Origin of the sequence: Mesorhizobium sp. M0626 (assembly GCF_040320665.1) — a bacterium.
Taxonomy (GTDB): domain Bacteria; phylum Pseudomonadota; class Alphaproteobacteria; order Rhizobiales; family Rhizobiaceae; genus Mesorhizobium.
Map to the genome: position 1 here is coordinate 1 of NZ_JAMYQD010000016.1, position 24,295 is coordinate 24,295.

Annotated in this window: 22 protein-coding genes; 12 read left to right on the plus strand and 10 right to left on the minus strand. The window is 63.0% G+C overall.

Translation table 11 applies throughout. From position 1 onward, the window contains the following. The first annotated feature begins 298 nt into the window (after positions 1-298). Positions 299-1,021: an RlmE family RNA methyltransferase gene (locus tag NKI37_RS20715; RefSeq protein ID WP_023715379.1), complete on the plus strand. Its 723-nt coding sequence runs from the start codon at positions 299-301 to the stop codon at positions 1,019-1,021. Between the two features lie 191 nt (positions 1,022-1,212). On the opposite strand, the gene NKI37_RS20720 is transcribed toward NKI37_RS20715, so the two are convergent. Further along, the gene (locus NKI37_RS20720; RefSeq protein ID WP_352791827.1) at positions 1,213-2,634 is read right to left on the minus strand and encodes an MFS transporter; all 1,422 of its coding nucleotides are present in this window, start codon (positions 2,632-2,634) and stop codon (positions 1,213-1,215) included. Positions 2,635-2,876: 242 nt separating this feature from the next. Here NKI37_RS20720 and NKI37_RS20725 point away from each other — a divergent pair, with 242 nt between their 5' ends. The 5 genes from NKI37_RS20725 to NKI37_RS20745 all read left to right on the plus strand — a co-directional run bounded on the left by NKI37_RS20725 (position 2,877) and on the right by NKI37_RS20745 (position 6,250). Continuing rightward, on the plus strand, positions 2,877-3,122 hold the full coding sequence (locus tag NKI37_RS20725; protein WP_023673036.1) for a type II toxin-antitoxin system Phd/YefM family antitoxin: 246 nt from the start codon (positions 2,877-2,879) through the stop codon (positions 3,120-3,122). Continuing rightward, complete coding sequence (locus NKI37_RS20730) at positions 3,119-3,574, plus strand: PIN domain-containing protein (RefSeq protein WP_023673035.1); 456 nt, start codon at positions 3,119-3,121, stop codon at positions 3,572-3,574. Before NKI37_RS20725 ends, NKI37_RS20730 begins: the two co-directional genes overlap by 4 nt. Positions 3,575-3,716: 142 nt before the next feature. Continuing rightward, positions 3,717-5,219, plus strand: coding sequence for an IMP dehydrogenase (guaB, locus tag NKI37_RS20735; protein WP_023734161.1), 1,503 nt, complete (start codon positions 3,717-3,719; stop codon positions 5,217-5,219). A 19-nt stretch (positions 5,220-5,238) separates the two neighbouring features. Then, the gene (locus tag NKI37_RS20740; RefSeq protein ID WP_023673033.1) at positions 5,239-5,808 is read left to right on the plus strand and encodes a hypothetical protein; all 570 of its coding nucleotides are present in this window, start codon (positions 5,239-5,241) and stop codon (positions 5,806-5,808) included. 22 nt (positions 5,809-5,830) lie between these two features. Continuing rightward, positions 5,831-6,250, plus strand: a complete 420-nt coding sequence (locus NKI37_RS20745) for an MAPEG family protein (RefSeq protein WP_023673032.1) — start codon at positions 5,831-5,833, stop codon at positions 6,248-6,250. Between the two features lie 63 nt (positions 6,251-6,313). On the opposite strand, the gene rnd is transcribed toward NKI37_RS20745, so the two are convergent. The 3 genes from rnd to NKI37_RS20760 form a co-directional block, all read right to left on the minus strand. Continuing rightward, positions 6,314-7,465 carry a ribonuclease D gene (gene rnd / locus NKI37_RS20750; RefSeq protein WP_023682426.1) on the minus strand — a complete coding sequence of 384 codons (1,152 nt, stop codon included), beginning with the start codon at positions 7,463-7,465 and terminating at the stop codon, positions 6,314-6,316. A gap of 75 nt (positions 7,466-7,540) precedes the next feature. Next, complete coding sequence (locus tag NKI37_RS20755) at positions 7,541-8,785, minus strand: MFS transporter (RefSeq protein ID WP_023689528.1); 1,245 nt, start codon at positions 8,783-8,785, stop codon at positions 7,541-7,543. A gap of 104 nt (positions 8,786-8,889) precedes the next feature. Next, complete coding sequence (locus NKI37_RS20760; protein ID WP_023682424.1) at positions 8,890-10,095, minus strand: MFS transporter; 1,206 nt, start codon at positions 10,093-10,095, stop codon at positions 8,890-8,892. A gap of 107 nt (positions 10,096-10,202) precedes the next feature. Between NKI37_RS20760 and NKI37_RS20765 the strand changes: the two genes are divergently transcribed. Continuing rightward, entirely contained in the window at positions 10,203-10,961 is a 759-nt protein-coding gene (locus tag NKI37_RS20765) for a DeoR/GlpR family DNA-binding transcription regulator (RefSeq protein WP_023689527.1), read from the plus strand. Here the strand turns inward: NKI37_RS20765 and NKI37_RS20770 are convergent. After that, on the minus strand, positions 10,958-11,377 hold the full coding sequence (locus tag NKI37_RS20770; protein ID WP_023682422.1) for a hypothetical protein: 420 nt from the start codon (positions 11,375-11,377) through the stop codon (positions 10,958-10,960). The two genes, NKI37_RS20765 and NKI37_RS20770, sit on opposite strands and share 4 nt — an antisense overlap. Positions 11,378-11,599: 222 nt before the next feature. On the opposite strand from NKI37_RS20770, the gene aspS reads away from it, so the two are divergent. After that, the gene (aspS, locus tag NKI37_RS20775; RefSeq protein ID WP_023682421.1) at positions 11,600-13,387 is read left to right on the plus strand and encodes an aspartate--tRNA ligase; all 1,788 of its coding nucleotides are present in this window, start codon (positions 11,600-11,602) and stop codon (positions 13,385-13,387) included. A gap of 230 nt (positions 13,388-13,617) precedes the next feature. Here aspS and NKI37_RS20780 read toward each other — a convergent pair whose 3' ends face one another. After that, positions 13,618-14,808 (minus strand): aq_1923 C-terminal domain, encoded by a 1,191-nt coding sequence (locus NKI37_RS20780; RefSeq protein WP_023734156.1) that lies wholly within the window; start codon positions 14,806-14,808, stop codon positions 13,618-13,620. A 405-nt stretch (positions 14,809-15,213) separates the two neighbouring features. On the opposite strand from NKI37_RS20780, the gene parC reads away from it, so the two are divergent. From parC to NKI37_RS20795, 3 genes are all read left to right on the plus strand, one after another. Then, positions 15,214-17,466, plus strand: a complete 2,253-nt coding sequence (parC, locus tag NKI37_RS20785) for a DNA topoisomerase IV subunit A (protein ID WP_352788044.1) — start codon at positions 15,214-15,216, stop codon at positions 17,464-17,466. A 280-nt stretch (positions 17,467-17,746) separates the two neighbouring features. After that, the gene (locus NKI37_RS20790) at positions 17,747-18,952 is read left to right on the plus strand and encodes an AI-2E family transporter (protein WP_352788041.1); all 1,206 of its coding nucleotides are present in this window, start codon (positions 17,747-17,749) and stop codon (positions 18,950-18,952) included. Positions 18,953-18,996: 44 nt separating this feature from the next. Beyond that, on the plus strand, positions 18,997-19,398 hold the full coding sequence (locus NKI37_RS20795; protein ID WP_084630936.1) for a hypothetical protein: 402 nt from the start codon (positions 18,997-18,999) through the stop codon (positions 19,396-19,398). 8 nt (positions 19,399-19,406) lie between these two features. Here NKI37_RS20795 and NKI37_RS20800 read toward each other — a convergent pair whose 3' ends face one another. From NKI37_RS20800 to NKI37_RS20810, 3 genes are all read right to left on the minus strand, one after another. After that, complete coding sequence (locus NKI37_RS20800; RefSeq protein ID WP_352788039.1) at positions 19,407-20,303, minus strand: DMT family transporter; 897 nt, start codon at positions 20,301-20,303, stop codon at positions 19,407-19,409. A gap of 119 nt (positions 20,304-20,422) precedes the next feature. Then, the gene (locus NKI37_RS20805) at positions 20,423-21,187 is read right to left on the minus strand and encodes an arginyltransferase (protein ID WP_023682417.1); all 765 of its coding nucleotides are present in this window, start codon (positions 21,185-21,187) and stop codon (positions 20,423-20,425) included. Between the two features lie 139 nt (positions 21,188-21,326). Beyond that, positions 21,327-21,797, minus strand: a complete 471-nt coding sequence (locus tag NKI37_RS20810; RefSeq protein ID WP_023673020.1) for an RDD family protein — start codon at positions 21,795-21,797, stop codon at positions 21,327-21,329. A gap of 190 nt (positions 21,798-21,987) precedes the next feature. Between NKI37_RS20810 and sthA the strand changes: the two genes are divergently transcribed. After that, positions 21,988-23,376: a Si-specific NAD(P)(+) transhydrogenase gene (sthA, locus tag NKI37_RS20815; protein WP_352788037.1), complete on the plus strand. Its 1,389-nt coding sequence runs from the start codon at positions 21,988-21,990 to the stop codon at positions 23,374-23,376. Between the two features lie 57 nt (positions 23,377-23,433). On the opposite strand, the gene NKI37_RS20820 is transcribed toward sthA, so the two are convergent. After that, the gene (locus NKI37_RS20820; RefSeq protein ID WP_352788035.1) at positions 23,434-24,105 is read right to left on the minus strand and encodes an alpha/beta hydrolase; all 672 of its coding nucleotides are present in this window, start codon (positions 24,103-24,105) and stop codon (positions 23,434-23,436) included. Positions 24,106-24,295: the final 190 nt, after the last annotated feature.

Sequence of the window (24,295 nt, forward strand, 5' to 3'; positions counted from 1 at the left end):
GTGCGGGCCGTTCCGGGCGGCGGCCGAACCTGGGGGGGGGGCCGAGAATGATCCGTTTTGGTTGTGTCCACGGCCCCCCCCCCCCCCGTGGTGCTCCGCCCCACACCTCTCCCCCGATCGACGGGGTAGAGGAAGGGCGCGAACTTATGCAGACCAGCGCCTTTCCTCTCCCTCCGGAGGGGGGAGAGGTGGCGCGGCGAAGCGGCGACGGAGTGGGGGAAGCCCTCCGCGAAACGCGAAGCGGCCGAAAAACGGCGGCAACTCGGCGAGTGCAAAAACTCAAACAAGAAATAACGTCATGACAAAGAAGCCGGAAAAGCCGGGCTCCGCCAGCATTCGCGTCCTCAAAACACGAATCAAGAAGAAGTCGGGCCTCAAAGAATCGTCGCGCCGCTGGCTGCAGCGCCACATCAATGATCCCTATGTCCAGCGCTCCAAGGCCGACGGCTACCGGTCGCGCGCGGCCTACAAGCTGATCGAGATCGACGACAAGCACCATCTCTTGAAGCCCGGCATGAAGGTCATCGACCTCGGTGCGGCCCCCGGCGGCTGGTGCCAGGTGGCGGCCGCGAGGACCAAGTCGACGGCGGAAAATCCACATGTCATCGGCATCGACTACCTCGAAATGGATGCGGTGCCGGGTGCGCCGGTGCTGCTGATGGATTTCCTCGACCCGGAAGCGCCGCAAAAGCTCGCCGAGGCGTTGGGCGGCGACCCCGATGTCGTGTTGTCGGACATGGCCGCGCCGACGACGGGTCATAAGCGAACCGACCACATCCGCACCATGCATTTGTGCGAGGTGGCCGCCGATTTCGCGCTGTCGGTGCTGAAGCCGGGCGGGCATTTCCTCGCCAAGACCTTCCAGGGTGGCGCCGAGAACGAGCTGCTTTCGATGCTGAAGAAGAACTTCCGCTCGGTGCACCACGTCAAGCCGCCGGCGTCGCGCGATGAGTCGGTGGAACTGTATTTGCTGGCGAAGGATTTTAAGGGCAGAGAGCCACCAGTGGCATCGTCATCCTAGGGCGAAGCAAGGAGCGAAGCGACGCAGCGCAGACCCTAGGATCCATGCCGTGACGTTAACGCGTTGAAACGCTGCAGAATTCTGTGCCGCTGCATCCTTCGATCAAGATCACGGCATGGATCCTAGGGTCTGCGCGACGCTTTGAGTCGCTTCGCCCTAGGATGAACGAAGTGATGAGGGGCGCTCGCCCCTTACTTCCCAGCCGTGCTCACCGGCTCCAGCGTCTTCGGCGTCGTCAGCCGGCCATGTCCCGACACGGCATTGCCGGCATCCGGCGCCAGCCGCATGAATGACACGGACGCTGCCGCCGACACCGCCGCCACGATGAAGAAGGCGATGTGGAAATCGCCGAGCGCCAGCGGTCCGCCATGGATCGAGGTCGAGACTTCCAGGATGCCGCCGGCCAGCGCCACGCCGAGCGCGATCGACAGTTGCTGGAACACCGCCGTGATCGGCGTTGCCTTGCTGGTGTCTTCAGCCGTCACCTCGGCATAGGAGAGCGCGTTGACGCCGGTGAAGAACATCGAGCGGATGAAGCCGCCGACCAGCAATATCGCCAGCATCAGCGCGTAAGGCGTCTCCGGCGTGAACAGGCCGTATATGGCGATCGATGCCGCGGCGATCAGCGAGCCCCAGATCAGCACCCGGCGGAACCCCGCAAGCCGGAAGATCAGCGCGGTAACGAATTTCATGCCAATGGCGCCGATGGCCGAGACGAAGGTGATCATGCCCGACTGGAACGGCGTCAGCCCGAAGCCGATCTGGAACATCAGGGGCAACAGGAACGGCACCGCGCCGATGCCGATGCGAAACAGCGAGCCGCCGAGCACCGAGGAGCGGAACACCTGGTTGCGGAACAGTTCCAGCGCCAGCAGCGGGTTCTTGGCGCGCCGCGCATGCAGCAGATAGAGCACGCCGGAAATCAGCCCGACCGCCACGGTGATGAGGCCGGTCGCCGGCGGCAGATAGGGCAGGCTGACCACCGACAGGCCAAAGACGACGCCGGAGGCCGCCAGCCCGCTCAGCACGAAACCGACGAAATCGAGCGGCGGCGTCTCCATCGAGTCGGTTTGCGGCAGGAAGCGCGTCGCCAGCCAGATGCCGATCAGGCCGATCGGCACGTTGATCAGAAAGATCCAGTGCCAGGTGAAATAAGTGGTGATGAAGCCGCCGATCGGTGGTCCGACGAGCGGTCCGACCAGCGCCGGCACCGTCAGCCACGACATGGCGGCAACCAGCTCGCTCTTCGGCGTCGCGCGCACCAGGACCAGCCGGCCGACCGGCGTCATCATGGCGCCGCCTATGCCTTGCAGGAAGCGCGAGACGACAAAGGCCGGCAGCGAGTTGGAGACGGCGCAGCAGACCGAGCCGACGATGAACACGCCGATCGCGGCGCGAAAAATGGTCTTGGCGCCGAACCGGTCGGCCATCCAGCCGCTGATCGGAATGAAGATGGCCAGCGACACCAGATAGGCGGTCAGCGCCAGCTTGAGCGCGATCGGGCTGGTGTGGATGTCGACGGCGATCGCCGGCAGCGATGTCGCAATGACGGTCGAATCCATGTTTTCCATGAACAAGGCGACCGCCAGAATGAGCGGAATGATGCGGATCAACGAACGCGTCCGAACTGGTCTAAATGTGCCTGCCGGCCAATCCAGGCAATGAAAAGGCGGGCAAGCCGATACAAAGGGCGGTTATCACGCCTCAGGCGCGATGTCGCATTAATTTGCTGTCATTTTTGTGCGACCGTGGGCGGACAAGAGGCATCGCTGCGTTTCGCCACATTGAATGAACTTGCGAAAATTGACCGGGTTCACTATGCTGTAGTGAATATAACTACTATCTGGACAATGTCATGGAAGAAGCCGTTTCCGCAGCCGACGCCAACCGCAAATTCTCGCTCCTCCTGCGCGGTGTCCGCGAAGGACAGAGCTATGTCGTGACCAGCCATGGGCGCCCCGTGGCGCGGATCGTGCCTGCAGGGCAGCCCGACCCTGCGGCGTCTCGTTCGCGCACAGCGCTGCTGTCGCGCCTCGAACGCCAGCCTGTTGTAGAAGCCGGGCGCTGGAGCCGCGACGAGCTTTACGAGGACGAGCGGTGAAGGTCGCGCTCGATACCAACATCCTTGTTTATGCCGAGGGGATCAACGGAGCCGAGAAGCGCGACATCGTTTTCGGCCTGCTGCACGACATTGCGCAAGAGGCAGCCGTCATTCCAGTCCAAGTGCTCGGCGAATTGTTCACCGTTCTCACACGCAAGGCCGGACGATCACGTGCACAAGCGCGCGACGCCCTGTTGAGCTGGCGCGACGCGTTTCCGGTTGTCGGCACGACGCCGGAGGTGATGACGGTCGCGGCTGATCTTGCGACCGATCACCATTTCGGCATCTGGGATGCGACCATCCTGTCTGTTGCCTCGCAAACCGGTTGCCGGCTGCTGCTGTCGGAAGATCTGCAGGACGGCTTCACCTGGGGCGGCGTAACGGTCGTCAATCCTTTCGCGTCACCGCGCCATGTCTTGCTCGATGCCCTGTTGGGCAAGTCCGCCGAATAGGCCACGACCGGCTTTTCAACCACGCCGCGACGTGTTACCAGCCAGCGCCAATCCTGAAAGGGAAGAAACGAGTCGGCGCTGTCCATTTCGGTCCAGCGCTTTTTTGTATTCTCCCGGCGCTTTTCGTATCCGAGGACTGGCCATGGCAAAAATCATCGAAACGTCCACCGGCGCGCTGGCGCTGACCTTTGACGACGTGCTGTTGCAGCCCGGTCATTCCGAGGTCATGCCCGGTGAGACCGACATCCGCACCCGCATCGCCACCGACATCGACCTCAACGTGCCGATCCTGTCGGCCGCCATGGACACCGTCACCGAGGCGAGGCTCGCCATCGCCATGGCGCAGGCCGGCGGCATCGGCGTCATCCACCGCAATTTCTCGCCGGCCGAACAGGCCGAGCAGGTGCGTCAGGTCAAGAAGTTCGAATCGGGCATGGTCATCAATCCGGTCACCATCGGCCCCGACGCCACCCTGGCCGACGCGCTGGCGCTGATGCGCACCTATTCCATCTCGGGCATTCCGGTGGTCGAGAATGGCGGGACCGGCGGCCAGAAGATCGGCCGCCTCGTCGGCATCCTGACCAACCGCGACGTGCGCTTCGCCTCCGATCCGGGGCAGAAAGTCTACGAATTGATGACCCGTGAGAACCTGATCACGGTCAAGGAGAATGTCGACCAGGACGAGGCCAAGCGGCTGCTGCATCAGCACCGCATCGAAAAGCTCGTCGTCGTGGACAAGTCCGGCAATTGCGTCGGCCTGATCACCGTCAAGGACATCGAGAAGTCGCAGCTCAACCCGCACGCCACCAAGGATGCGCAGGGGCGCCTGCGGGCGGCGGCAGCCACCAGCGTCGGCGATGACGGCTTCGAGCGCGCCGAGCGGTTGATCGATGCCGGTGTCGACCTCCTGGTCATCGACACCGCGCATGGCCATTCGCAGCGCGTGCTCGATGCGGTGACGCGGGCCAAGAAGCTTTCCAATTCCGTCCGCATCCTGGCCGGCAACGTCGCCACCGCCGAAGGCACGCAGGCGCTGATCGACGCCGGCGCCGATGCCGTCAAGGTCGGCATCGGCCCGGGCTCGATCTGCACCACGCGCATCGTCGCCGGCGTCGGCGTGCCGCAGCTTTCGGCGATCATGTCGGCGGTCGAGACGGCGCATAGATCAGGCGTGTCGGTCATCGCCGACGGCGGCATCAAATATTCGGGTGACCTGGCCAAGGCGCTTGCCGCGGGCGCCAGTGCGGCCATGATCGGTTCGCTGCTGGCCGGCACCGACGAAAGCCCGGGCGAGGTCTATCTGCATCAGGGCCGCTCCTTCAAGGCCTATCGCGGCATGGGCTCTGTCGGCGCCATGGCGCGCGGCTCGGCCGATCGCTACTTCCAGGCCGAGGTTCGCGACACGCTGAAACTGGTCCCGGAAGGCATTGAAGGGCAGGTGCCCTACAAGGGACCTGTGTCTGGCGTGCTGCACCAGCTTGCGGGCGGGCTAAAAGCCGCTATGGGTTATGTCGGTGGCCGCGACCTTGCCGATTTTCGCGAACGCGCCACCTTTGTGCGCATATCCAACGCCGGACTTCGTGAAAGCCACGCCCATGACGTCACGATTACCCGCGAAAGCCCGAACTATCCTGGCGGAGCCTGACCGGCAGCCAGAGCGGTACATGCTCTGGCGCCACCAGGCGACGATCGTGCTGCGGCTGGCGCGCCATGCCGGCGCGCTGTGCTTTGCCGCCGCGGCGGTTTTCATCATCATGACGCTGCTGGAATTCTTCTATTTCCGCCGGCTGAGCGGTGGCCTGCCGTCGCTCGACGTGCGCCTTGGCGGGTTCACGCCCGACGAGGGCATGGCCTGGCTGACGGCACTCGGCCGGCGCGGCAGCGAGATCATCCTGGTCTGGCACTATTTGACTTTCGACCTTCTCTTCCCGGCGCTGCTGTCGCTGACCATGGTCAGCCTGATCCTGGCAACCGGGCGGCGGCTGAAGAGTTTTCGTGCCATGCCGGTGCAGCTTCAGGCACTGTTCGCGCTGGTCATCGTGCTGCCCTACACGTGCGCCGACTACGCCCAGAACATTGCGGTGGCGCGGCTTCTGTCCGATGCGCTGTCGGCCAACCCGGATTCTCTGTCTTTCGCCTCGTCGCTGATCGTCACCAAATTCGCGCTGCTGGCGATCCCCGTCATCGTCATCGCGTTTTTGATCCTTGCCGCCCAGCGGCGTCCACAGGCATGAACGACAGAGCAGGGGCAACGCCATGAGCCAGACCGCGATTTTCTGGCCGATGCTGGCGCAGGTGTTGCTCGTCTATATCGTCTATGTCGTGATGGGCCGGCGCCGCTACGGCGCGGTCAAATCGGGCGAGGCCAAGGTCGGTCAATACAAGGTGCGCACGACCGAGCCCGGGTCGAGCGTCACGGTTGCCAACAATCTCATCAACCAGTTCGAACTGCCGGTGCTGTTCTATGTGCTGTGCCTGGCGCTGCACGCGACCAATGGCGTCAATTATCTGACCCTGGCGTTGATGTGGATTTTCGTGATTTCCCGCTATGGCCACGCCTGGGTCCACCTCACCAGCAACAATCTGCGGTTTCGCAGCCGCGCCTTCTACGTCGGCGCGATCATTCTCTTGTTGGCATGGATCTGGTTCGCGCTACACCTGCTCGGAGCGGTGTAGGGCAGTCGTTTACCCTCCCCCTCGTGGGGAGGGTCGCTCCGCGCAGCGGAGCGGGGTGGGGGTCTACAAATCGAACACCGCGATCTTGCGCTTGTCGAACTTGATGCCGATTTCGCCGCGCACCAGCTTCAGTGCGGCTTCGCCGAACACGGCGCGTCGCCAGCCCTGCAGGGCCGGCACGTCGGCATCCTCGCCCTCGGCGGCGATGCGGTCGATGTCATCGCTGGACGCAAGCACTTTCGAGGCGACGCCTTCCTTCTCGGCGACGATCCTCAACAGCACTTTCAACAGCTCGGAGGCGGCATTGGAGCCTTCGGGCGGCTGAAAGCTCTTGGGCAGCTTCGGCATCTCTTCGCGGGGCAAAGCGAGCGCCGTGTTGACCGCGCCGAGCAATGCGGTAGCCGTCGACGAACGCTCCCAGCCTTTCGGCGTCGTGCGCAGCTTGCCAAGGGCTGCCGCATCGCGCGGCGCCTGCTGGGCGACCTCGTATATGGCGTCATCCTTGAGCACCCGGCCGCGCGGCACGTCACGCTCGCGCGCCTCGCGTTCGCGCCATGCCGCCACCGTCTGCACGATCGCCAGCTCCTGCGGCTTGCGCAGCCGCATCTTCAGCCGCTTCCAGGCATCCTCGGGGTGCGGATCGTAGGTCTCGCGCGAAGTCAGCACCTCCATTTCCTCGTTCAGCCAATGGGCGCGGTTTTCCCGCTCCAGTTCGGCGCTGAGGTGCTTGTAGACGTCGATCAGATGGGTGACGTCGGCCAGCGCATAATCGAGCTGCTTGTCCGACAGCGGCCGGTGGCGCCAGTCGGTGAAACGCGAGGATTTGTCGAGCCGTGCGCCGGTGATGCGCTGCACCAGCTGATCGTAGGAGACGCTGTCGCCGAAGCCGCAGACCATGGCCGCGACCTGGGTGTCGAACACCGGATGCGGCACCAGATCGCCGAGATGGACGATGATTTCAATGTCCTGGCGCGCGGCATGGAAAACCTTGACCACCGCTTCATTGGCCATCAGCCGGAAGAATGGGGCGAGGTTGATGTCGGGCGCCAGCGGGTCGATCAGCGCGGTGACGCCTGGCGCCGCCATCTGGATCAGGCACAGAATCGGCCAGAATGTCGTTTCGCGGATGAATTCGGTGTCGACGGTGACGAAATCCGACTTTTCAAAAGCGGCGAGAACGGACTCGAGCTCATTTTGGGTGGTGATGACGTGCATCAAATCGCTTTTTAGTAACGGGTAAGGTTCTCTTTCAATTTCAGCCATGGGCGCTTTCGTCAAGCCGCCCTTCGGTCAAGTATCAGCCGATCCGTCGGAATCGCCATTTCTGCGCGCCAGCCGCGCGAAGACGGTTGATGTGCGCAGCAGCGCCGTGAAGCGGCTGCGCTTGCCCGCCGGCACGCTGCCGCGCACCTGCATGCGGTAGAGAATGACGGCGATGAGGGTGGCGTAGACGACTGCGCTGAAGACAAACAGGGCGCCCGGTCCGAAATGTTGCATCACTGCGGACGCCGCGAAGGGGCCACCAATGGCGCCGAAGGAATAGAACAGCATCAAGGCGGCGTTGATCAGCACGAACTCGCCCTTGTCGGCGCGGTCGTTGGAATGCGCCGCCGATAGCGAATAGAGCGGCATGGCGAAGCTGCCGAAGATGAAGACGATGATCAAATTGAGGGTCGGATCGGCGCCGGCGACGAAGACCAGCGCCAGCGCGGCGAACATGGCGCCGCATGTCGTGGCCAAAAGCACCGCGCGCCGATCCCAGCGGTCGGAGAGGTAGCCCAGCGGATACTGGATGAGGGCGCCGCCGAAGATGCCGACGCTGACGAAGGTGACGACATCGGCCACCGACATGCCGATCTGTTCGGCATAGACCGGCGACAGCGTGCGGAAGGCGCTGTTGGTGACGCCGACGCAGATGCAGCCGAAGCAGCCGAGCGGCGAAATCCGCCAGACGCGGGCGAGATCGAGCTTGACGTCTTCGGGCGGCGTCGGGTTGGAGCGGTCGCCGAGCGACACCGGAACCAGCGACAGCGTGATCATCATCGACATGATGGCGAAGATGGCAAAGCCGCCGGGGCCGAAGATCGGGATCAGGAACTGTGCGCCGGTCACCGAGCCGATATCGACCATGCGGTAGATGGCCAGCACGCGCGCACGATCCTTGTTTTCGACGCCGGAGTTCAGCCAGGCTTCCATGACGGTGAACAGACCGGCAAAGCAGAAACCGCCGGCAAAGCGCACCGCGCACCACATCACCGGATCGATGATCAGCACCAGGAGCAGCGTACTGGCCGCGGCGATGGCGGCGAGCGCTGAAAACGTCCGGACATGGCCGACTGCCTTGAGGATGCGGGTGACTGCGAGGCAACCAAGCAGGAAGCCGGCGAAATAGAACGTGCCCATCAGGCCGATGTCGGAGGCCGAAAACCCTTCCTGCGCGCCGCGCAACGCGATCAGCGTGCCCTGCAGCCCGTTGCCGCCAAGCAGGATGCCGGCGGCGATGAGGAGCGGGATCAGCGGGCGGATGGAGGACATACGGAACCGTTGCTTAGGTGGCTCCACAGTTCTGAACCATCGGTGTGGCCAATGCCAGTGGCTTGTCCCGCCGCCAACAGGTGTGTGGCTTCAAGTGCGGCCGTTCAAGCTCCGTCGGCCCTCGCCAAAGCTTCGCTCGCCGGCGCAGGCTTGCCCCGGGCAGCCCTTCGGCCAAGCGAGCCGGCGGTCAGCAGGCTGAGCATGATGAACGGGATGCCGATACCGAAGGCCGAGCGGATGCCCCAATGGTCGGAGACGAAACCGAGCAGCGGCGGGCCGAGCAGGAAGGCGACGAAGGAAATCTGCGACAGCGCCGCGACATTGATCGTCGCGGAGCGGTCCGTCCGCTGGGCTGCCGCCGAGATCGCCAACGGAAAGAGCACGCTGCTGCCGATGCCAAGTAGCGCAAAGCCCAGCATCGATACGAGCGGGGCAGGCGAGAAGAAGACGAGCAGCACGCCCACCGCCATCGTCGCCAGCAGCACCCGCGCCACGACGCTCGGCGAGTGGCGGTCGACAAAGGAGTCGGCAAAGAAGCGCGTGCTCGCTTGCGAGAATGCAAACAGCGCCACTGTGAAGCCGGCGACGAAAGGGCCCGCATCGAACACGGTGCGCATGTAGATTGCCGACCAGTCGATGCTGGCGCCTTCCATCAGCATCGCCGACAGCGTCACCGCGACGAGGACGAGGATAGGCAGCGTCGGCCGCGCCAGCCTTGGCGCCGTCTCGTCATTGCCGGCGAAGCGGCTCGGCGCCGGTTCGTAACCGCCGAGAAACAGCGCGATTCCTGTCGCCACCATCGGTACGACAATCGCCAGGTGCAGTTGCGGCGATATGCCGAGATGCGCAAGCGCGGCGCCGAACAGGCCGGCGCCGAAAAAGCCAATGCTCCAGAACGAATGCGCCCGGTTCATGATCCGGCGCTTGAGCAGGAATTCGGTTCTGTCGGCCTCGACATTGAGAATGATCTCGACGCTGCCGATCATCAGGCCGACCGGAAACAGCATCAGGAATAGCGCAAGCGGCCCAGGCGCATGCACGGCAATGGCAAAGACGACCGACAAAAGCGGCACCAGTCCGAGCAGCGCGCGGCGGAAGCCGACGCCCTCCAGGATCGGCGCCGCCAGCGTCAGCGCGGTCAAGGTGCCAATCGGCGTCCCGATCAGGCTGAGCCCGAGCGTGCCGTCTCCTATGCCCATGGCATGTTTGATGTCGGGCAGCCGCGGGAAGATTTGGCCCATGGCGAACGAATAGATCGCAAAGCCGGCGTAGACCCGGTGTTGCGGAGCGAGGCGGAGGCCAAAGGTCATGACGATGCTTTCGGGGAAGAGAGCCGGAGATTGTCGTTGATATCCCCTTATCTTGCACAAACATGCAAATTGTGCAAGAACGTGCACAAAGAAAACAGGATCATGCAATGCTGACCGATGAGCGGCATCAAATCATTCGCGATCGCCTGGCCGTCGAGGGAAGGGTGCTGGCCGGCGAGCTGGCAGGCCGCTTCGGCGTTTCGGAAGACACGGTTCGCCGCGACCTCAGGGAGTTGGCCAAGGCCGGGCAGTGCCGCCGCGTCTATGGCGGCGCGGTCGCGGCCGCACCCTTCGCGGCCACGCCGGTCGGCCTGCGCGCCGGCCATGCGGTCGAAGAAAAGACGCGGCTGGCCCGCGCGACCGTGGCACTGCTTTCGCGCGGACAGACCCTGTTCATCGACAGCGGCTCGACCAATGCCGCGATCGCCAGGGCCATCCCGCGCGACCTCGATCTGACCGTCGCCACCAACTCGCTCGAAATTGCCTCCGTCCTGTCAAACCACGCTTTGGTCGAGCTGATTGTGCTTGGGGGACGGTTCGACCGCCACCTCGGCGCCTGCGTCGGCGCCGACACGCTTGCCGCTGTCGCGCAACTTGGCGCGGACCTGTTTGTTCTCGGATCCTGCGGTCTCGATGCGTCGCGCGGCGTCACGGCCTTCGATTCGGCTGAGGCCGAGGTAAAGCGGGCGATGGCCAAGAACAGCGCAGGCATCGTCATCGCTGTAACCAACGACAAGCTAGCCACAGCCGCACCCTACCGGGTCGCCAGGCCAGAGGCGATCCGCCACCTCGTGGTCGAAAAGACCGCGCCGGCCGCGATCCTCGCGGATTTCGAACGCCAGGGCGCCGAAATCCATTTGGCTTAAACGGAGCTCGGCGCGCGGGCAGTCCGGGACGCAGCATGGGCGACGAACACTTCGACATCTTCCTTTGAATAACCGAGAAGGGCTCCTTCAAGCCTCGCCAGATCATTCGATGTGAAGATGTCAAAGGCCTCTCCGCTGCGGCACATTCTGGAGATCAACAAGCTCAGTTTGCAGCGCCATTCCTCTGTCGGCAGGCAGTAGCGGCGATCTTCCACGGACGTCTCTGGATCAAAGTGGGTGAACTTCAGGATGCGGCCTTCGTCGACAAACGGTGCAAAGCCCGTGTCGCCAATATCTTCGGCGTCCATACCCGGCTCCGCCCCGAACAGGGCCATCGGCTTGTCGCCCTGAAGCATCAGTGCCAACTCGCGGCCATTATGTGGCCCGACGCCCGACGGGACTGTGCGTTTCGGCATGAAGCATCTCCAGATTGCTTGAGGACGGCACTGTCGCGAGAAACATGCCTGGCGGCAATGCGCCAAGCCTGGCAAAGACTTTATGCTGACGATCGCATAGGGCGGCGACCCAAACCCGGCTTGCCTTGACAAATCGGGCCTCCCATGCGCTTTTCGCGCAAATTTTGGACCGGGCTTTGATGCTCGACCCACAACCCAGCACCCCGGAATTTTGACATGACAATGCATCGTTACCGCAGCCACACCTGTGCCCAGTTGAGAAAGAGCGATGTCGGCTCTTCGGTTCGCCTGTCGGGCTGGGTGCATCGCGTGCGCGACCATGGCGGCCTGCTGTTCATCGATCTGCGCGACCATTACGGCCTGACCCAGATCGTCGCCGATCCGGATTCGCCCGCCTTCAAGGTGGCCGAGACGCTGCGTGGCGAATGGGTGATCCGCGTCGACGGCGAGGTCAAGGCGCGCCTGCCGGACACCACCAACGCCAACCTGCCGACCGGCGAGATCGAGATCTTTGCCCGCGAGATCGAGGTGCTGTCGGCAGCCAAGGAATTGCCGCTGCCGGTGTTCGGCGAGCCCGACTATCCCGAAGACATCCGCCTGAAGTACCGTTTTCTCGACCTGCGCCGCGAGACGCTGCACAGGAACATCGTGGCGCGCACGAAAATCATCGCCGAGATGCGCAAGCGTATGACCGATGTCGGCTTCACCGAATTCTCGACGCCGATCCTGACGGCCTCGTCGCCGGAAGGCGCGCGCGACTTCCTGGTGCCGTCGCGCATCCATCCCGGCACCTTTTACGCGCTGCCGCAGGCGCCGCAGCAGTACAAGCAACTGATCATGGTTTCGGGCTTCGACCGCTATTTCCAGATCGCGCCCTGCTTCCGCGACGAGGACCCGCGCGCCGACCGTCTGCCCGGCGAATTCTACCAGCTCGACCTCGAAATGAGCTTCGTCGAGCAGGACGACGTGCTGTCGACCATGGAACCGGTGATGCGCGGCGTCTTCGAGACCTTCGCCAACGGCAAGCCGGTGACGCAGACATTCCAGCGCATTCCTTACGATGTCGCCATGCGCAAATATGGCTCCGACAAGCCGGACCTGCGCAACCCGATCGAGATGCAGGCCGTCTCCGACCATTTTCGCGATTCCGGCTTCAAGGTCTTCGCCAACATTCTGGCCAACGATCCGAAGGCCGAAGTGTGGGGCATTCCGGCCAAGACCGGCGGCAGCCGCGCCTTCTGCGACCGCATGAACTCGTGGGCGCAGGGCGAGGGCCAGCCGGGACTGGGTTACATCTTCTGGCGCAAGGAAGGCGACAAGCTTGAAGGCGCCGGTCCGCTGGCCAAGAACATCGGCGAGGAGCGCACCGAGGCGATCCGCCAGCAGCTCGGCCTTGCCGATGGCGACGCCGCCTTCTTCGTCGCCGGCGATCCGAAGAAGTTCGTTACCTTCGCCGGTGCCGCGCGTACGCGTGCCGGCGAAGAACTGAACCTTGTCGACCGCGAGCGCTTCGAATTGTGCTGGATCGTCGACTTCCCGTTCTTCGAATGGAGCGAGGAGGAGAAGAAGATCGACTTCGCCCACAACCCGTTCTCGATGCCGCAAGGCGGTATCGACGCGCTCAACGGCGACGACCTGCTCGGCATCAAGGCCTTCCAGTACGACATGGTCTGCAACGGCTTCGAGATCGCCTCTGGCGGTATCCGCAACCATTTGCCGGAAACCATGGTCAAGGCGTTCGAGACGGTTGGCCTCGACCGCGCCACGGTGGAAGAACGCTTTGGTGGCCTCTACCGCGCCTTCCAGTATGGCGCCCCGCCGCATGGCGGCATGGCGGCCGGCGTCGACCGTGTCGTCATGCTGCTGGTCGGCGCCAAGAACCTGCGAGAGATCACCATGTTCCCGATGAACCAGCAGGCCTACGATTTGTTGATGAACGCGCCTTCGGAAGCCTCGCCGCAGCAGTTGCGTGATCTGTCGCTGCGTGTCGCGGCAGTGAAGAAGGACTGACGGCAGCGTTGAAGCCGCCCTTTCTCCCCGTCTCTATACGGGGAGAAATGTCCGACAGGACAATGAGGGGCAGCACGCATGCAGGCGATTGGCGAACGGCCTTAGCAGTTGGCGCCTTCTGACAACCGGTTCAGCATCGAACTACAATTTGCAGGCGTTGGCGCCGCCCCTCATCTGCCTGCCGGCACCTTCTCCCCGTATAGTGACGGGGAGAAGTGAGCGAACTTCGATCAGTCTTCGTTGGCCTTGACGTGGACGCCCAGCGTCTTGGTCAGGTCGGCCGGGTTGGACATGGCGCCGGCCATGATCAGCGCGAACGGCACCGCTGCCGGCGGCTCGGCCGAAATCTCGAGGCTCTTCGGATCGTCGAGGTACTTGCTCACCGCGGCCGTCACTTCGGCGGTCAGTTCGGGATTGTTGAGCTGCGCCATGCCGAACGGCACGATCGCCTTGGCCTGGTTGGCGATGTCCTTGCCCGACATGCCCTGCTGCTTGCCGACATATTCAAGCACCTTGCCGGTCAGCGAATCGTCGTCGAAGCGGATCGAGGCGCTGTTGAAGGAAAGCTGCTGCAAAAGGCCGAGCAGGGCCATGCCTTGCGCCGAATTGTCGGCGCCTTCGGGCTGCGCCGCCATCTTCTTCTGCATCTCCTGCAGCGACTTGACGAAGTCGACCGTGTAGCCGCCGAGGCCGAAGGTCATGCCGAGCGTGCCGGCATTCTCGACCGAGATATCGTATTTCGACAGGTCCATCTTGCCGTCGCTCGGCTGCCAGGTGCCGCCGATCTCGATATTGCCCGTTATGTTCTGGTAGCCGAGGGCCTCGATGGCTTCCTTGGACTTCGCATCGTCGACCAGGGTCAGGTCGGCGTTGAACTTTTCCGTGGTGGCGGAAAACTCCATCGCCTTGCCGTCGGCCGGCGGCGTGATCTGGACAGCAAGCCCATCCACCGAGAAGGCGGTCTTGTCGGCAACCTTGACCGTCAGGTTTTCGAGTTCGGCCGACTTGTAGATCATCATCGAGCCGAGCGGGCCTGTAGCGCCCTCGGCCGGGATGTTGGCGTCGTGGATGACGAAGGGGGTGAGGTTGAGCGTGACGCCGTCCTTGCTGTGCTCGAAGGCCGAAGTCGTGATGGTCGCGACATCGAAGCCGCCATTGGCTTCGGTCACGCCCTCGAGCTTGACGTCGCCGATCGGCAGCGCCTCCTTTTCGGCCGCCGGTTTGACCGACACGCCCTGCAGCACCATGCTGGAATTGTCGCCGGTAACGCCGGTCCAGGTGATATCGACGCCCTGGACGGCAAGTGCGGCCTTCAGTCGGTCGGCAACCGCCGTGTCTTGCGCAAAGGCGGCATTCAGCGGCAGCGTCAGCAAAAAGGTCGAAAAAGCAAGTTTCTTGAGTGTCGAACGTTGGATTGTCATCGCGAGTTCCCTGAGAGAGTCCTGAAAAAGTGTTTTCTCAATTCTACGCCATCACCATTCCGTGACGAACTGGACGGGAAAAAGGCGCTTTCCCGCAGAGTTGTCGAAAATCACGGCGAAAGGCAAATCGGAGCGGGAGCCTTCGCCCGATGCGGTGAATATGTCATGAAGGTCGGGCTCCCCTGCGTACCGTCTCCTGCCTTAGAGAGGGCGTGTAACAGATTGATGTTGGTTGGCAACAGCGCTGCTACCGTTGCTGTTGCACAGGGACGGCAAGGGGGAACATGAAGTCCGTCACATCCATTGTCGGACCTTGAGCCGCCCTCGTAAGCCCAAAGGCTGCAAAGTGCGGAGTTTCCGCAGCCCCGCCTTGCCGCGAATCACCCGCTCGGCTAGTCCAGCCGCATGGGAAAAAGGATTTTGCCGCCTGAAAATGGCGGCGGTGACCACATCGAACCGGTCGATCTGAAGAAGGCGCTGGAAGAGCGCTATCTCGCCTATGCGCTCTCGACCATCATGCACCGGGCGCTGCCTGACGTGCGCGACGGGCTGAAGCCTGTGCATCGCCGCATCATGCATGCCATGCGGCTGCTCAGGCTCAACCCCGACCAGGGCTTTGCCAAATGCGCCCGCATCGTCGGCGACGTGATGGGCAAGTTCCATCCGCATGGCGACCAGTCGATCTACGACGCGCTGGTGCGCCTGGCGCAGGATTTCTCCATGCGCTATCCCCTCGTCGACGGGCAGGGCAATTTCGGCAATATCGACGGCGATAACGCCGCCGCCATGCGCTATACCGAGGCGCGCATGACCGAGGTGGCGAGCGATTTGCTTGCCGGCATCACCGAGGACGCCGTCGATTTCCGGCCAACCTACAATGAGGAGGACGAGGAGCCCGTAGTGCTTCCCGGCGCGTTCCCGAATCTGCTCGCCAACGGTTCCTCCGGCATTGCGGTCGGCATGGCCACCTCCATCCCGCCGCACAATGCCGCCGAGCTTTGCGACGCAGCGCTGCAGTTGATCGAGCAGCCGGACGCGCCGGTGACAAAGCTGATGGAGTTCGTCCAGGGGCCGGATTTCCCGACCGGCGGCATCATCGTCGACAGCCGCGCATCCATCCTGGAGGCCTATGAGACCGGCCGCGGCGGTTTTCGCGTGCGCGCCAAATGGGGCCAGGAGGATCAGGGCAGGGGCACCTGGAGCATCGTCGTCACTGAAATCCCCTACGGCATCCAGAAGGCCAGGCTGATCGAGAAGATCGCCGAGCTTTTGATCGCGCGCAAATTGCCGCTGCTCGAGGATGTCAGGGATGAAAGCGCCGAGGACGTCCGCATTGTGCTCGTACCGAAGAGCCGTTCGGTCGATCCCGGCATTCTGATGGAATCGCTGTTCAAGCTGACCGAGCTCGAAAGCCGATTTCCCCTCAACATGAACGTTTTGTCGCGGGGCAAGGTGCCTAACGTCCTGTCGCTGAAGGGCGTGCTGAAGGAGTGGCTCGACCATCGGCGCGATGTGCTGATCCGCCGCTCGAAGCATCGGCTTGGCGAGATCGAGAAGCGGCTGGAAATCCTTGCCGGCTACCTGATCGCCTACCTCAACATCGACGAGGTCATCAGGATCATCCGCGAGGAGGATGAGCCCAAGCAGGTGATGATGGCCCGTTGGTCGCTCACCGACACCCAGGCCGAAGCCATCCTCAACATGCGGCTGCGGGCCTTGCGCAAGCTGGAAGAGTTCGAGATCCGCAAGGAGTTCGACGGTCTCACCACTGAAAAGAAGCAGATCGAGGCATTGCTCGCATCCGACGCCAAGCAATGGTCGACGATCAAATGGGAAGTCACACAGGTTCGCGACAAGTTCGGCCCCGAGACCGAACTCGGCAAGCGCCGCACCCAATTCGCCGACGCGCCGGAGCATGACCTGACCGACATAGCGCACGCCATGATCGAGCGCGAGCCGGTCACCGTGGTGGTCTCGGAAAAAGGTTGGCTCAGGGCGATGAAAGGCCATCTGGCCGACCACTCCACCTTGACCTTCAAGGAGGGCGACAGCCTCAAGCTCGCCTTCCATGCCCAGACCACCGACAAGATCCTGGTCTTCACCACCGGCGGCAAATTCTACACCATCGGCGCAGACCGGCTGCCGGGCGGCCGCGGCCATGGCGAACCGATCCGCATCATTGTCGACATGGACAACGACCAGGACATCGTCACCGCTTTCGTCCACGACCCGAAGCGCAAGCTGCTGCTCGTCTCCTACGATGCCAACGGCTTCATCGTGCCTGAGGAGGAGGTCGTCGCCAACACCCGCAAGGGCAAGCAGGTGATGAACGTCAAGGCGCCCGACGAGGCCAAGGCCTGCGTCCCGGTTTCCGGCGATCATCTCGCCATCGTCGGCGAGAACCGCAAAATGGTGGTGTTTGCGCTCTCCGAAATTCCGGAGATGGGCCGCGGCAAGGGCGTTCGCCTGCAGAAATACAAGGATGGCGGTCTGCTCGACCTGAAACCTTTCACGCTGGAGAGCGGCCTGTCGTGGCAGGATTCCGCCGACCGCACCTTCGTCAGGTCGCGCGAGGAACTGGCCGAGTGGATCGGCGCGAGAGCGTCGGCCGGACGGATGGTGCCGAAGGGATTCCCGCGGACGGGGAAGTTTGGTTGAAGCTGCTGATCTCCCCCCAAGTGGGCGAGACGGCCGGCAGGCCAGAGGGGGGCGCTGTCCCGCCAGCGCATCAAATGGTCATGGCTCGCCACTCGGTCGCAACTCTTGGGTCTTCAATGTCGGGTGCCAGGCTGGCGATCCTTCGCGCCCCCCTCTGTCCTGCCGGACATCTCCCCCACAAGGGGGGAGATTGGCAGCTTCACCAACCATTTGGACTATCGTCACGATTGCGGCACTATAACAGTGCATAAACGCTGGGTAGGCCGGGAGAGATGGGCGTTTGAAGGAAGCGAAGATCCAGAAGCCGGAGCGTCAGCAGCGCCTGTTCGGCCTGTCGACACCGTTGCGAGCCGCCGTCATTCCGCCGCTGTCGGCGGCGCGCTGGCTGTTGGTGCTGATCGTTGCCGCCGGCGTTTATTTCTTCCACGGCTTCCTGTTTCCCGTGCTGGCGGCGCTCGTCATCGCCTTCGCCAGCTGGCCGCTCTACCGCCGGCTGCTTGCCGGTGTCGGCGGCAACCGCACCGTCGCCGCGACGCTCGCCATCCTGTTCATCCTCGCCTTCCTGGTGGTGCCGATAGCGCTCGCCGGCACCTACGCCATCAACGAGGTCCGCGAATGGGTCGGCTGGGCGATCGAGACCAACAGGCACGGCGCGGTCACACCGCACTGGATCACCTCGCTGCCTGTCGTCGGCGAGTGGCTGAACGAACAGTGGACGGACAATTTCGGCCATCCCGGCGGCATCGGCGAGCTGATCCAGCTGGTCAGCGGCGCCAATATCGGCAGCATCTATCGCGGCGTGCTGGCTGCCGGCGGCAGCGCCTTCGGCCTGTTGTTGACGCTGCTGTTCATGATGATCGCGCTGTTCTTCGCCTATCGCGACGGCGAGCACTTTGCCGGCCAGATCGACCGGCTCGGCGAACGCATCCTGCCGGCACGCTGGGAGCGGATTTCGCGCGTCGTGCCGGCAACGATCTCGTCGACCGTCACCGGCATGACCGTGATCGCCATCGGCGAGGGGCTGGTGCTGGGCATCGCCTACTGGCTGGCCGGCGTGCCGTCGCCGGTGACGCTCGGTGCGCTCACCGGTGTGATGGCGCTGATCCCCGGCGGCGCGCCGCTGTCCTTTACGCTGGTGTCGATCTACCTCGCCGCCAGCGGCTCGCCGATGGCCGGGCTGGCGTTGTTCATCTGGGGCGCGGTGGAACTGTTTATCGTCGACAAGACCTTGCGCCCGAAACTGGTCGGCGGACCGATCAAGCTGCCTTTCCTGCCGACATTTTTCGGCCTGATCGGCGGCGTCAAGACAATGGGCTTTCTCGGCCTGTTCATTGGCCCCGTGCTGATGGCGCTGCTGGTGGCGATCTGGCGCGAATGGCTGCGCGAGGTGGAACTGGCCGAGGATGCCGTTCCCGATGCCGTCGCCGAGATCGAAGGCGGGCCGCCACAGATCGAGATCGTCGCCGAGAAAAAGGCCAGGGCATGATCTTCAGGATCAAAACGCGGCTCACGTGACGTCGGGTCCTGCGCATGTTTTTGCGATTTGTTCGGCCAAGAATCATTGAGGGAACACGGGCGCGCGAAGGTTTTTTTGGCGCTGCCTACGAGTTGCGAGGTCAAACTGATCTCGATCAACACACGTTGGATCGGCTGGAAGACAGTCTTGCCTGGTTTCGACAGAACCTTGCTATCCCGCCACGCTTCAACCTCTCAAGCTCGAAAGGTTTTTACAGGAAACAGACGACCCAAGGATTAAGCTGGTTCAAGCCAACTGCGACGGAGCATTTGGCTAGGGCTTATGACCTCACCGCACTTCTTGCGCAGCATGGGCATCATGTCGAGGTCATGAAGAGTTCCCGTTTGGGATATGTCGTTTACGAGGATGAATACCAGATCGTTGCAGAGCCTTTTTCAGATACGGCAACACGTTGATCGCACCTCTAAACAGGGTAAGCGACAGCAAGCGCTGCCCGGCGCTTGCGCCCCTCATGCAGCTGCCACAACGAATGCGCGACCAGCGTGACGATCAGGATCACGCCACCGATCAGGCTGTTGCGCGACGGCGTCTCGGCAAAGATCATCCATATCCAGACCGGCGCCAGAACCGTTTCCAGGAGATAGAACATCGCCACTTCCGGGCCGGAAATGTATTTCGGCCCGTTGGCCAGGCAGAAGAAGGCGAACGGCATGATGACGGCGCCGTTGAAAATGATCCACCATGGCGCTTCCACCTGGAAACCGGTCCTGGAGACCATGAGCGCCGCCAGCCAGAACGGCAGCAGGACGCCGGTCAGCGCGGTGAATCCCATATCCCTGCCGCTGGCGCGTGAAACGGTGATGGCGCAGGCAATCGCCAAGGCCGAACACAGCGCCATCACATCGCCGAACAGATTTCCCGTGCCGACGGAATCGCCGACGATGATCGCGATGCCGACGATCATCAGCGCCATTGCCGCAAGCGTCAGCGGCTGCGGTCGCTCCTTCAGAAACAGCCACGACAGCAGCGCCGAGAACATGGTGGAGAAGGCCAGGATGAAAACCAGATTGGCGGTCGAGGTGTTGTAGACGGCGGTGATGAAGGCGATTGCGCCGAGCCCGTAGAGTGTGGCGACCACGAGCCCCGACCAGCCGGGTATCAGCTGCGGAGCATTCTTGCTGAACGAGCGCCAGATGGCCCATACGATCAGCCCTGCCACGAAGGTGCAGCCGGTGCGCAGCAAAAGGATCGTCCAGGCTTCGCCATGGGCGAGCCGGATCAGGGGAATGTCGATGGTCAGCGCCAGCCCGCCAAGCGCGGTGAGCAGAAGTCCTTTGGTGTGGGCATTGTGAGAGGACATGCAACGACTTTCGCAATGAGTTGAGCAGATGCCGGTCGGCGCAATCGCCCCGCCAACGGGCGGAAGACCAGCATCGTCTCGGCTGAAATGTTTAGATCAGGATCTGGTAAGAAGAAAAATCAGCGCGTGACCGCTTCGTGGTCGTAGCGTTCCCAGCCCTTCGGGCCGAGATGCTCCTGCGGCATGAAGCGCATTTTATAGTTCATCTTGCGCGAGCCGTTGACCCAGTAGCCGAGATAGACATGGGGCAAGCCCATGGCCCGGGCGCGGGCGATATGGTCGAGGATCATGAAGGTGCCGAGCGAGCGGTCCTCGAACTCGGGATTGAAGTAGGAATAGACCATCGACAGGCCATCGGCCATCTTGTCGGTCAGCGCCACGGCGATCAGCTCGCCCTGGCCCTTGCCGGTGATGAATGTGTCGGGGCCGCGGCGCCGGTATTCGATCACCTTGGTGTCGACATGGGTATCCTCGACCATCATGGCGTAGTCGAGCACCGTCATGTCGGACATGCCGCCGCGGCGATGGCGAGCGTCGAGATAGCCGCGAAACAGCGAATACTGCTCCGTCGACGGCTGCGCGTCGTGCATGGCGCCGATCAGATCGGAATTGCGCTGGATCACCCGCTTCATGTTGCGGCTGGCGGTGAACTCCTGCGCCAGGATGCGCACCGAGACGCAGGCGCGGCAGGTCTCGCAGGCGGGACGGTAAGCGATGTTCTGCGAGCGCCGGAAACCGCCTTGCGTCAACAGGTCGTTCATCTCCGGCGCCTTGTCGCCGACCAGATGCGTGAACACCTTGCGTTCGAACTGGCCCTCGAGATACGGGCACGGCGATGGCGCGGTCAGGAAGAACTGCGGCGACTGGGTCGGATGGTGCGTCATCGAACCTTGGGAACACTCCTGCGAATCGCTCTACCTTTGGCTTGGCTGGCGAAAAATTCAACAGGATTGTGAGGGCGGGGTTGAGCGGACCCCTTCACATTTGCGCACAAATGCCTGTTGGCCCCGGTTGAACGCCGGTTCAACGGTCGCTGCGGCTGACGACCGTGCCAAGCAGCAGGTCGTGCAGTGTGCGCTTGCGATCGGAAAACAGCGTCACCAGGAGGACGAGCGGCGTCAGGATGACCGTGCTCGCCCAGAACAGCACCGAATGGACAACGGCGGTGAGGCCGTCGATACGGCTGCCGTCGAGACGATCGAGTCGAATGCCCATCATCTTCATGCCTGATGTGGCCTGGTTGCGACCGCCCAGCGTGTTCCAGATGTAGAGAATGGCGACCGCCGGCACGAGGATGGAATACAGCGCCCAGCCAAGACCGAATGTCAAAAGGCCAAGCACGGCCACCAGGATCGCGAACGGAATGGTGAGAAGCGCCACGATGCAATAGTCGATGATGAAGGCCAGGATGCGCCGCGTGCGCACACCGTCATAGGCCCTGACGTCGTCGAGCCTGCTGGTGATGATTTCGCCGTCAAGTACGCGCGCGTTCATGTCATGTCCTCGTAACAGGCGCCACGCTAGGGTGCGCCGCCACTGAAATGGTGAAGACCGCGGGCGGAATCAAGATCGGTTCGTCCATCGGTCCTGCTCGGCAGTGTGACGCGGTTGAGCCGATTGAATTTGGTGGACGGATGGCGTTAGCTTGCTGCGGCGCAACAAGACGCCGAGGGGACGGGGTTACATGGATTACGACATGCTGGTCATCGGCAGCGGCCCTTCCGGGCGCCGCGCCGCGGTGCAATCGGCCAAGCTCGGCAAATCGGTGCTGGTGGTCGACAGGGGCCGGCGCCTCGGCGGCGTCTCGGTGCACACCGGCACCATCCCGTCGAAGACGCTGCGCGAGACGGTGCTGAACCTGTCCGGCTGGCGCGAGCGGGGCTTTTACGGCCGCGGCTACCGGGTCAAGCAGGACATCTCCATCGCCGACCTGGTCGAGCGGCTGCACAAGACGCTCGACCACGAGGTCGAGGTGCTGCAGCACCAGTTTATGCGCAACGCCGTCAAAAGCGTGCGCGCCATGGCGAAATTCGTCGGCCCAAACAAGGTCAGCCTGACGGCAGACAATGGCGACTACTCGGAGGTTGGTTTCACCAATGCGCTGATCGCGGTCGGCACCAGGCCGCACCGGCCGCGCGACGTGCCTTTCGACAAGATCCGCGTCTTCGACAGCGATGAGATGCTGGAACTCGACCATCTGCCGCGCACGCTGACGGTGATCGGCGCCGGCGTCATCGGCGTTGAATATGCGACGATCTTTTCGGCGCTCGACGTGCCGGTGACGCTGGTGGAGCCGCGCAACACCATCCTCGATTTCGTCGACCGCGAGATCGTCGACGACTTCATCCACGAGATGCGCGACCGCGGCATGACCATTCGCCTCGGCAGTACGGTCAAGGAAATCGTCTCAAAACCCGACTATGCCGAAGTGACGCTCGCCGATGGCCGCACCATCCGCTCCGAGATCGTGCTTTACGCCGCCGGCCGCAGCGGCAATCTCGGCAGCCTCGGCCTCGACGTGGTCGGCATCGAGGCCGATTCCCGGGGCCGCATCAAGGTCGATCCGCAGACCTTCCAGACCAGTGCGCCCAACATCTATGCCACCGGCGACGTCATCGGTTTCCCCAGCCTTGCCTCGACATCGATGGAGCAGGGCAGGGTGGCCGCCTGCCACGCCTTCGGCGTGCAACTGCCACCGCCGCCGGAAACCTTCCCCTATGGCATCTACGCCGTGCCGGAAATCTCCACCGTTGGTCAGTCGGAGGAGCAGGTGCGCGAGAGCGGCGCTGCTTATGAAGTCGGTCTGGCGCGGTTCCGCGAAACCTCGCGCGGCCACATCATGGGCGTCAACTCCGGCTTTCTGAAGCTGCTGTTCTCGGTCGAAACGCGCCGCCTGCTCGGCGCCCACATCGTCGGCGAAGGCGCCACCGAACTGATCCATATCGGCCAGGCGGTGATCAACCTCGGCGGCACGGTTGATTTCTTCGTCAACAACACCTTCAACTATCCGACGCTGGCCGAAGCCTACAAGATCGCCGGGCTCGATGCCTGGAACCGGATGGGACAGGGCTAGGCGACGAGCATCTGCTCAGCTGTTCCGCCGGGCGCCGATGCGGTCTACCAAGGTCTCCTAGCCTGCCTGGCGTGCGACCAATGCTGGTCCCGCCAGCCATTGCCGGACGATGGCGGCATCCGGGTCGCCGATTTCGTGACCTAAAGGCACGATGCGCGCATCGACCTCGGCGCCATGTTTGTTGAGCAGCCTCACCAGTGGCGGCGCAAACGGCCCGTAGGTCTCGTCGGCGGCACCGGCGACAATCAGGACGCGCGTTCCGGTCAGATCGGTTGCCGGCGCATCGTCAAGCACGGGCATCGCTCTCAGCAGCACTGCTTTTCGGACTAGGCCGGAGTTGAGCAGCATCAGGCTGGAAACCAGATTGGCGCCGTTGGAATAGCCGACGAAAGTCGCCCGGGCGAGGTCGAGCCCGTGGCGCTTTGCGGCCTCGCTTGCGAAGGCGGCAAAGGCCAATGTTTCGGCACGGATGCTCGCCTGTTCGAAACTGGTCGGCGTGATCCGCTCGAACCAGCGGAAGCCGTCTTCTTGGCGGATGCGGCCACGCACCGCGACCAGCGTGGCGTTGGGGGCGATCTGCCTCGCAATCGGCACCATCGTCGTTTCGTCGACACCCGATCCGTGCAGTAAAAACAGGCTCTCGCCGCCGGCATTCTCCGGCTTGAGGAGGCGGTAGGGAAACGCCAGATCCTGATGCAGAAAGGCGTTCTCGTCGCTATATCGATGCACGCTCATATCTCATTGATTTCACGGAGACATTGGTCCTTTGCCAGCTTCAAAACGGAATATTTTCACGCTCCGCGAAATGTGATTGCAACAGGCTCATTTCAGACCGTTTCTGCGCCGATATGCTCCCTGCGGGAGGAATCGAAGCGGTGTGCGCCGATGGTCGCATCCCGGCATGAACAACGCGAGCATC

What these genes read in the sequence shown, in the direction of transcription:
- NKI37_RS20715 (WP_023715379.1), top strand. Translation starts at nt 299, where the DNA reads ATGACAAAGAAGCCGGAAAAGCCGGGCTCCGCCAGCATTCGCGTCCTC.
- NKI37_RS20725 (WP_023673036.1), top strand. Translation starts at nt 2,877, where the DNA reads ATGGAAGAAGCCGTTTCCGCAGCCGACGCCAACCGCAAATTCTCGCTC.
- guaB (WP_023734161.1), top strand. Translation starts at nt 3,717, where the DNA reads ATGGCAAAAATCATCGAAACGTCCACCGGCGCGCTGGCGCTGACCTTT.
- NKI37_RS20740 (WP_023673033.1), top strand. Translation starts at nt 5,239, where the DNA reads ATGCTCTGGCGCCACCAGGCGACGATCGTGCTGCGGCTGGCGCGCCAT.
- NKI37_RS20745 (WP_023673032.1), top strand. Translation starts at nt 5,831, where the DNA reads ATGAGCCAGACCGCGATTTTCTGGCCGATGCTGGCGCAGGTGTTGCTC.
- rnd (WP_023682426.1), bottom strand. Translation starts at nt 7,465, where the DNA reads ATGCACGTCATCACCACCCAAAATGAGCTCGAGTCCGTTCTCGCCGCT.
- NKI37_RS20755 (WP_023689528.1), bottom strand. Translation starts at nt 8,785, where the DNA reads ATGTCCTCCATCCGCCCGCTGATCCCGCTCCTCATCGCCGCCGGCATC.
- NKI37_RS20760 (WP_023682424.1), bottom strand. Translation starts at nt 10,095, where the DNA reads ATGACCTTTGGCCTCCGCCTCGCTCCGCAACACCGGGTCTACGCCGGC.
- NKI37_RS20765 (WP_023689527.1), top strand. Translation starts at nt 10,203, where the DNA reads ATGCTGACCGATGAGCGGCATCAAATCATTCGCGATCGCCTGGCCGTC.
- NKI37_RS20770 (WP_023682422.1), bottom strand. Translation starts at nt 11,377, where the DNA reads ATGCCGAAACGCACAGTCCCGTCGGGCGTCGGGCCACATAATGGCCGC.
- aspS (WP_023682421.1), top strand. Translation starts at nt 11,600, where the DNA reads ATGCATCGTTACCGCAGCCACACCTGTGCCCAGTTGAGAAAGAGCGAT.
- NKI37_RS20780 (WP_023734156.1), bottom strand. Translation starts at nt 14,808, where the DNA reads ATGACAATCCAACGTTCGACACTCAAGAAACTTGCTTTTTCGACCTTT.
- parC (WP_352788044.1), top strand. Translation starts at nt 15,214, where the DNA reads ATGGGAAAAAGGATTTTGCCGCCTGAAAATGGCGGCGGTGACCACATC.
- NKI37_RS20795 (WP_084630936.1), top strand. Translation starts at nt 18,997, where the DNA reads ATGTTTTTGCGATTTGTTCGGCCAAGAATCATTGAGGGAACACGGGCG.
- NKI37_RS20800 (WP_352788039.1), bottom strand. Translation starts at nt 20,303, where the DNA reads ATGTCCTCTCACAATGCCCACACCAAAGGACTTCTGCTCACCGCGCTT.
- NKI37_RS20805 (WP_023682417.1), bottom strand. Translation starts at nt 21,187, where the DNA reads ATGACGCACCATCCGACCCAGTCGCCGCAGTTCTTCCTGACCGCGCCA.
- NKI37_RS20810 (WP_023673020.1), bottom strand. Translation starts at nt 21,797, where the DNA reads ATGAACGCGCGCGTACTTGACGGCGAAATCATCACCAGCAGGCTCGAC.
- sthA (WP_352788037.1), top strand. Translation starts at nt 21,988, where the DNA reads ATGGATTACGACATGCTGGTCATCGGCAGCGGCCCTTCCGGGCGCCGC.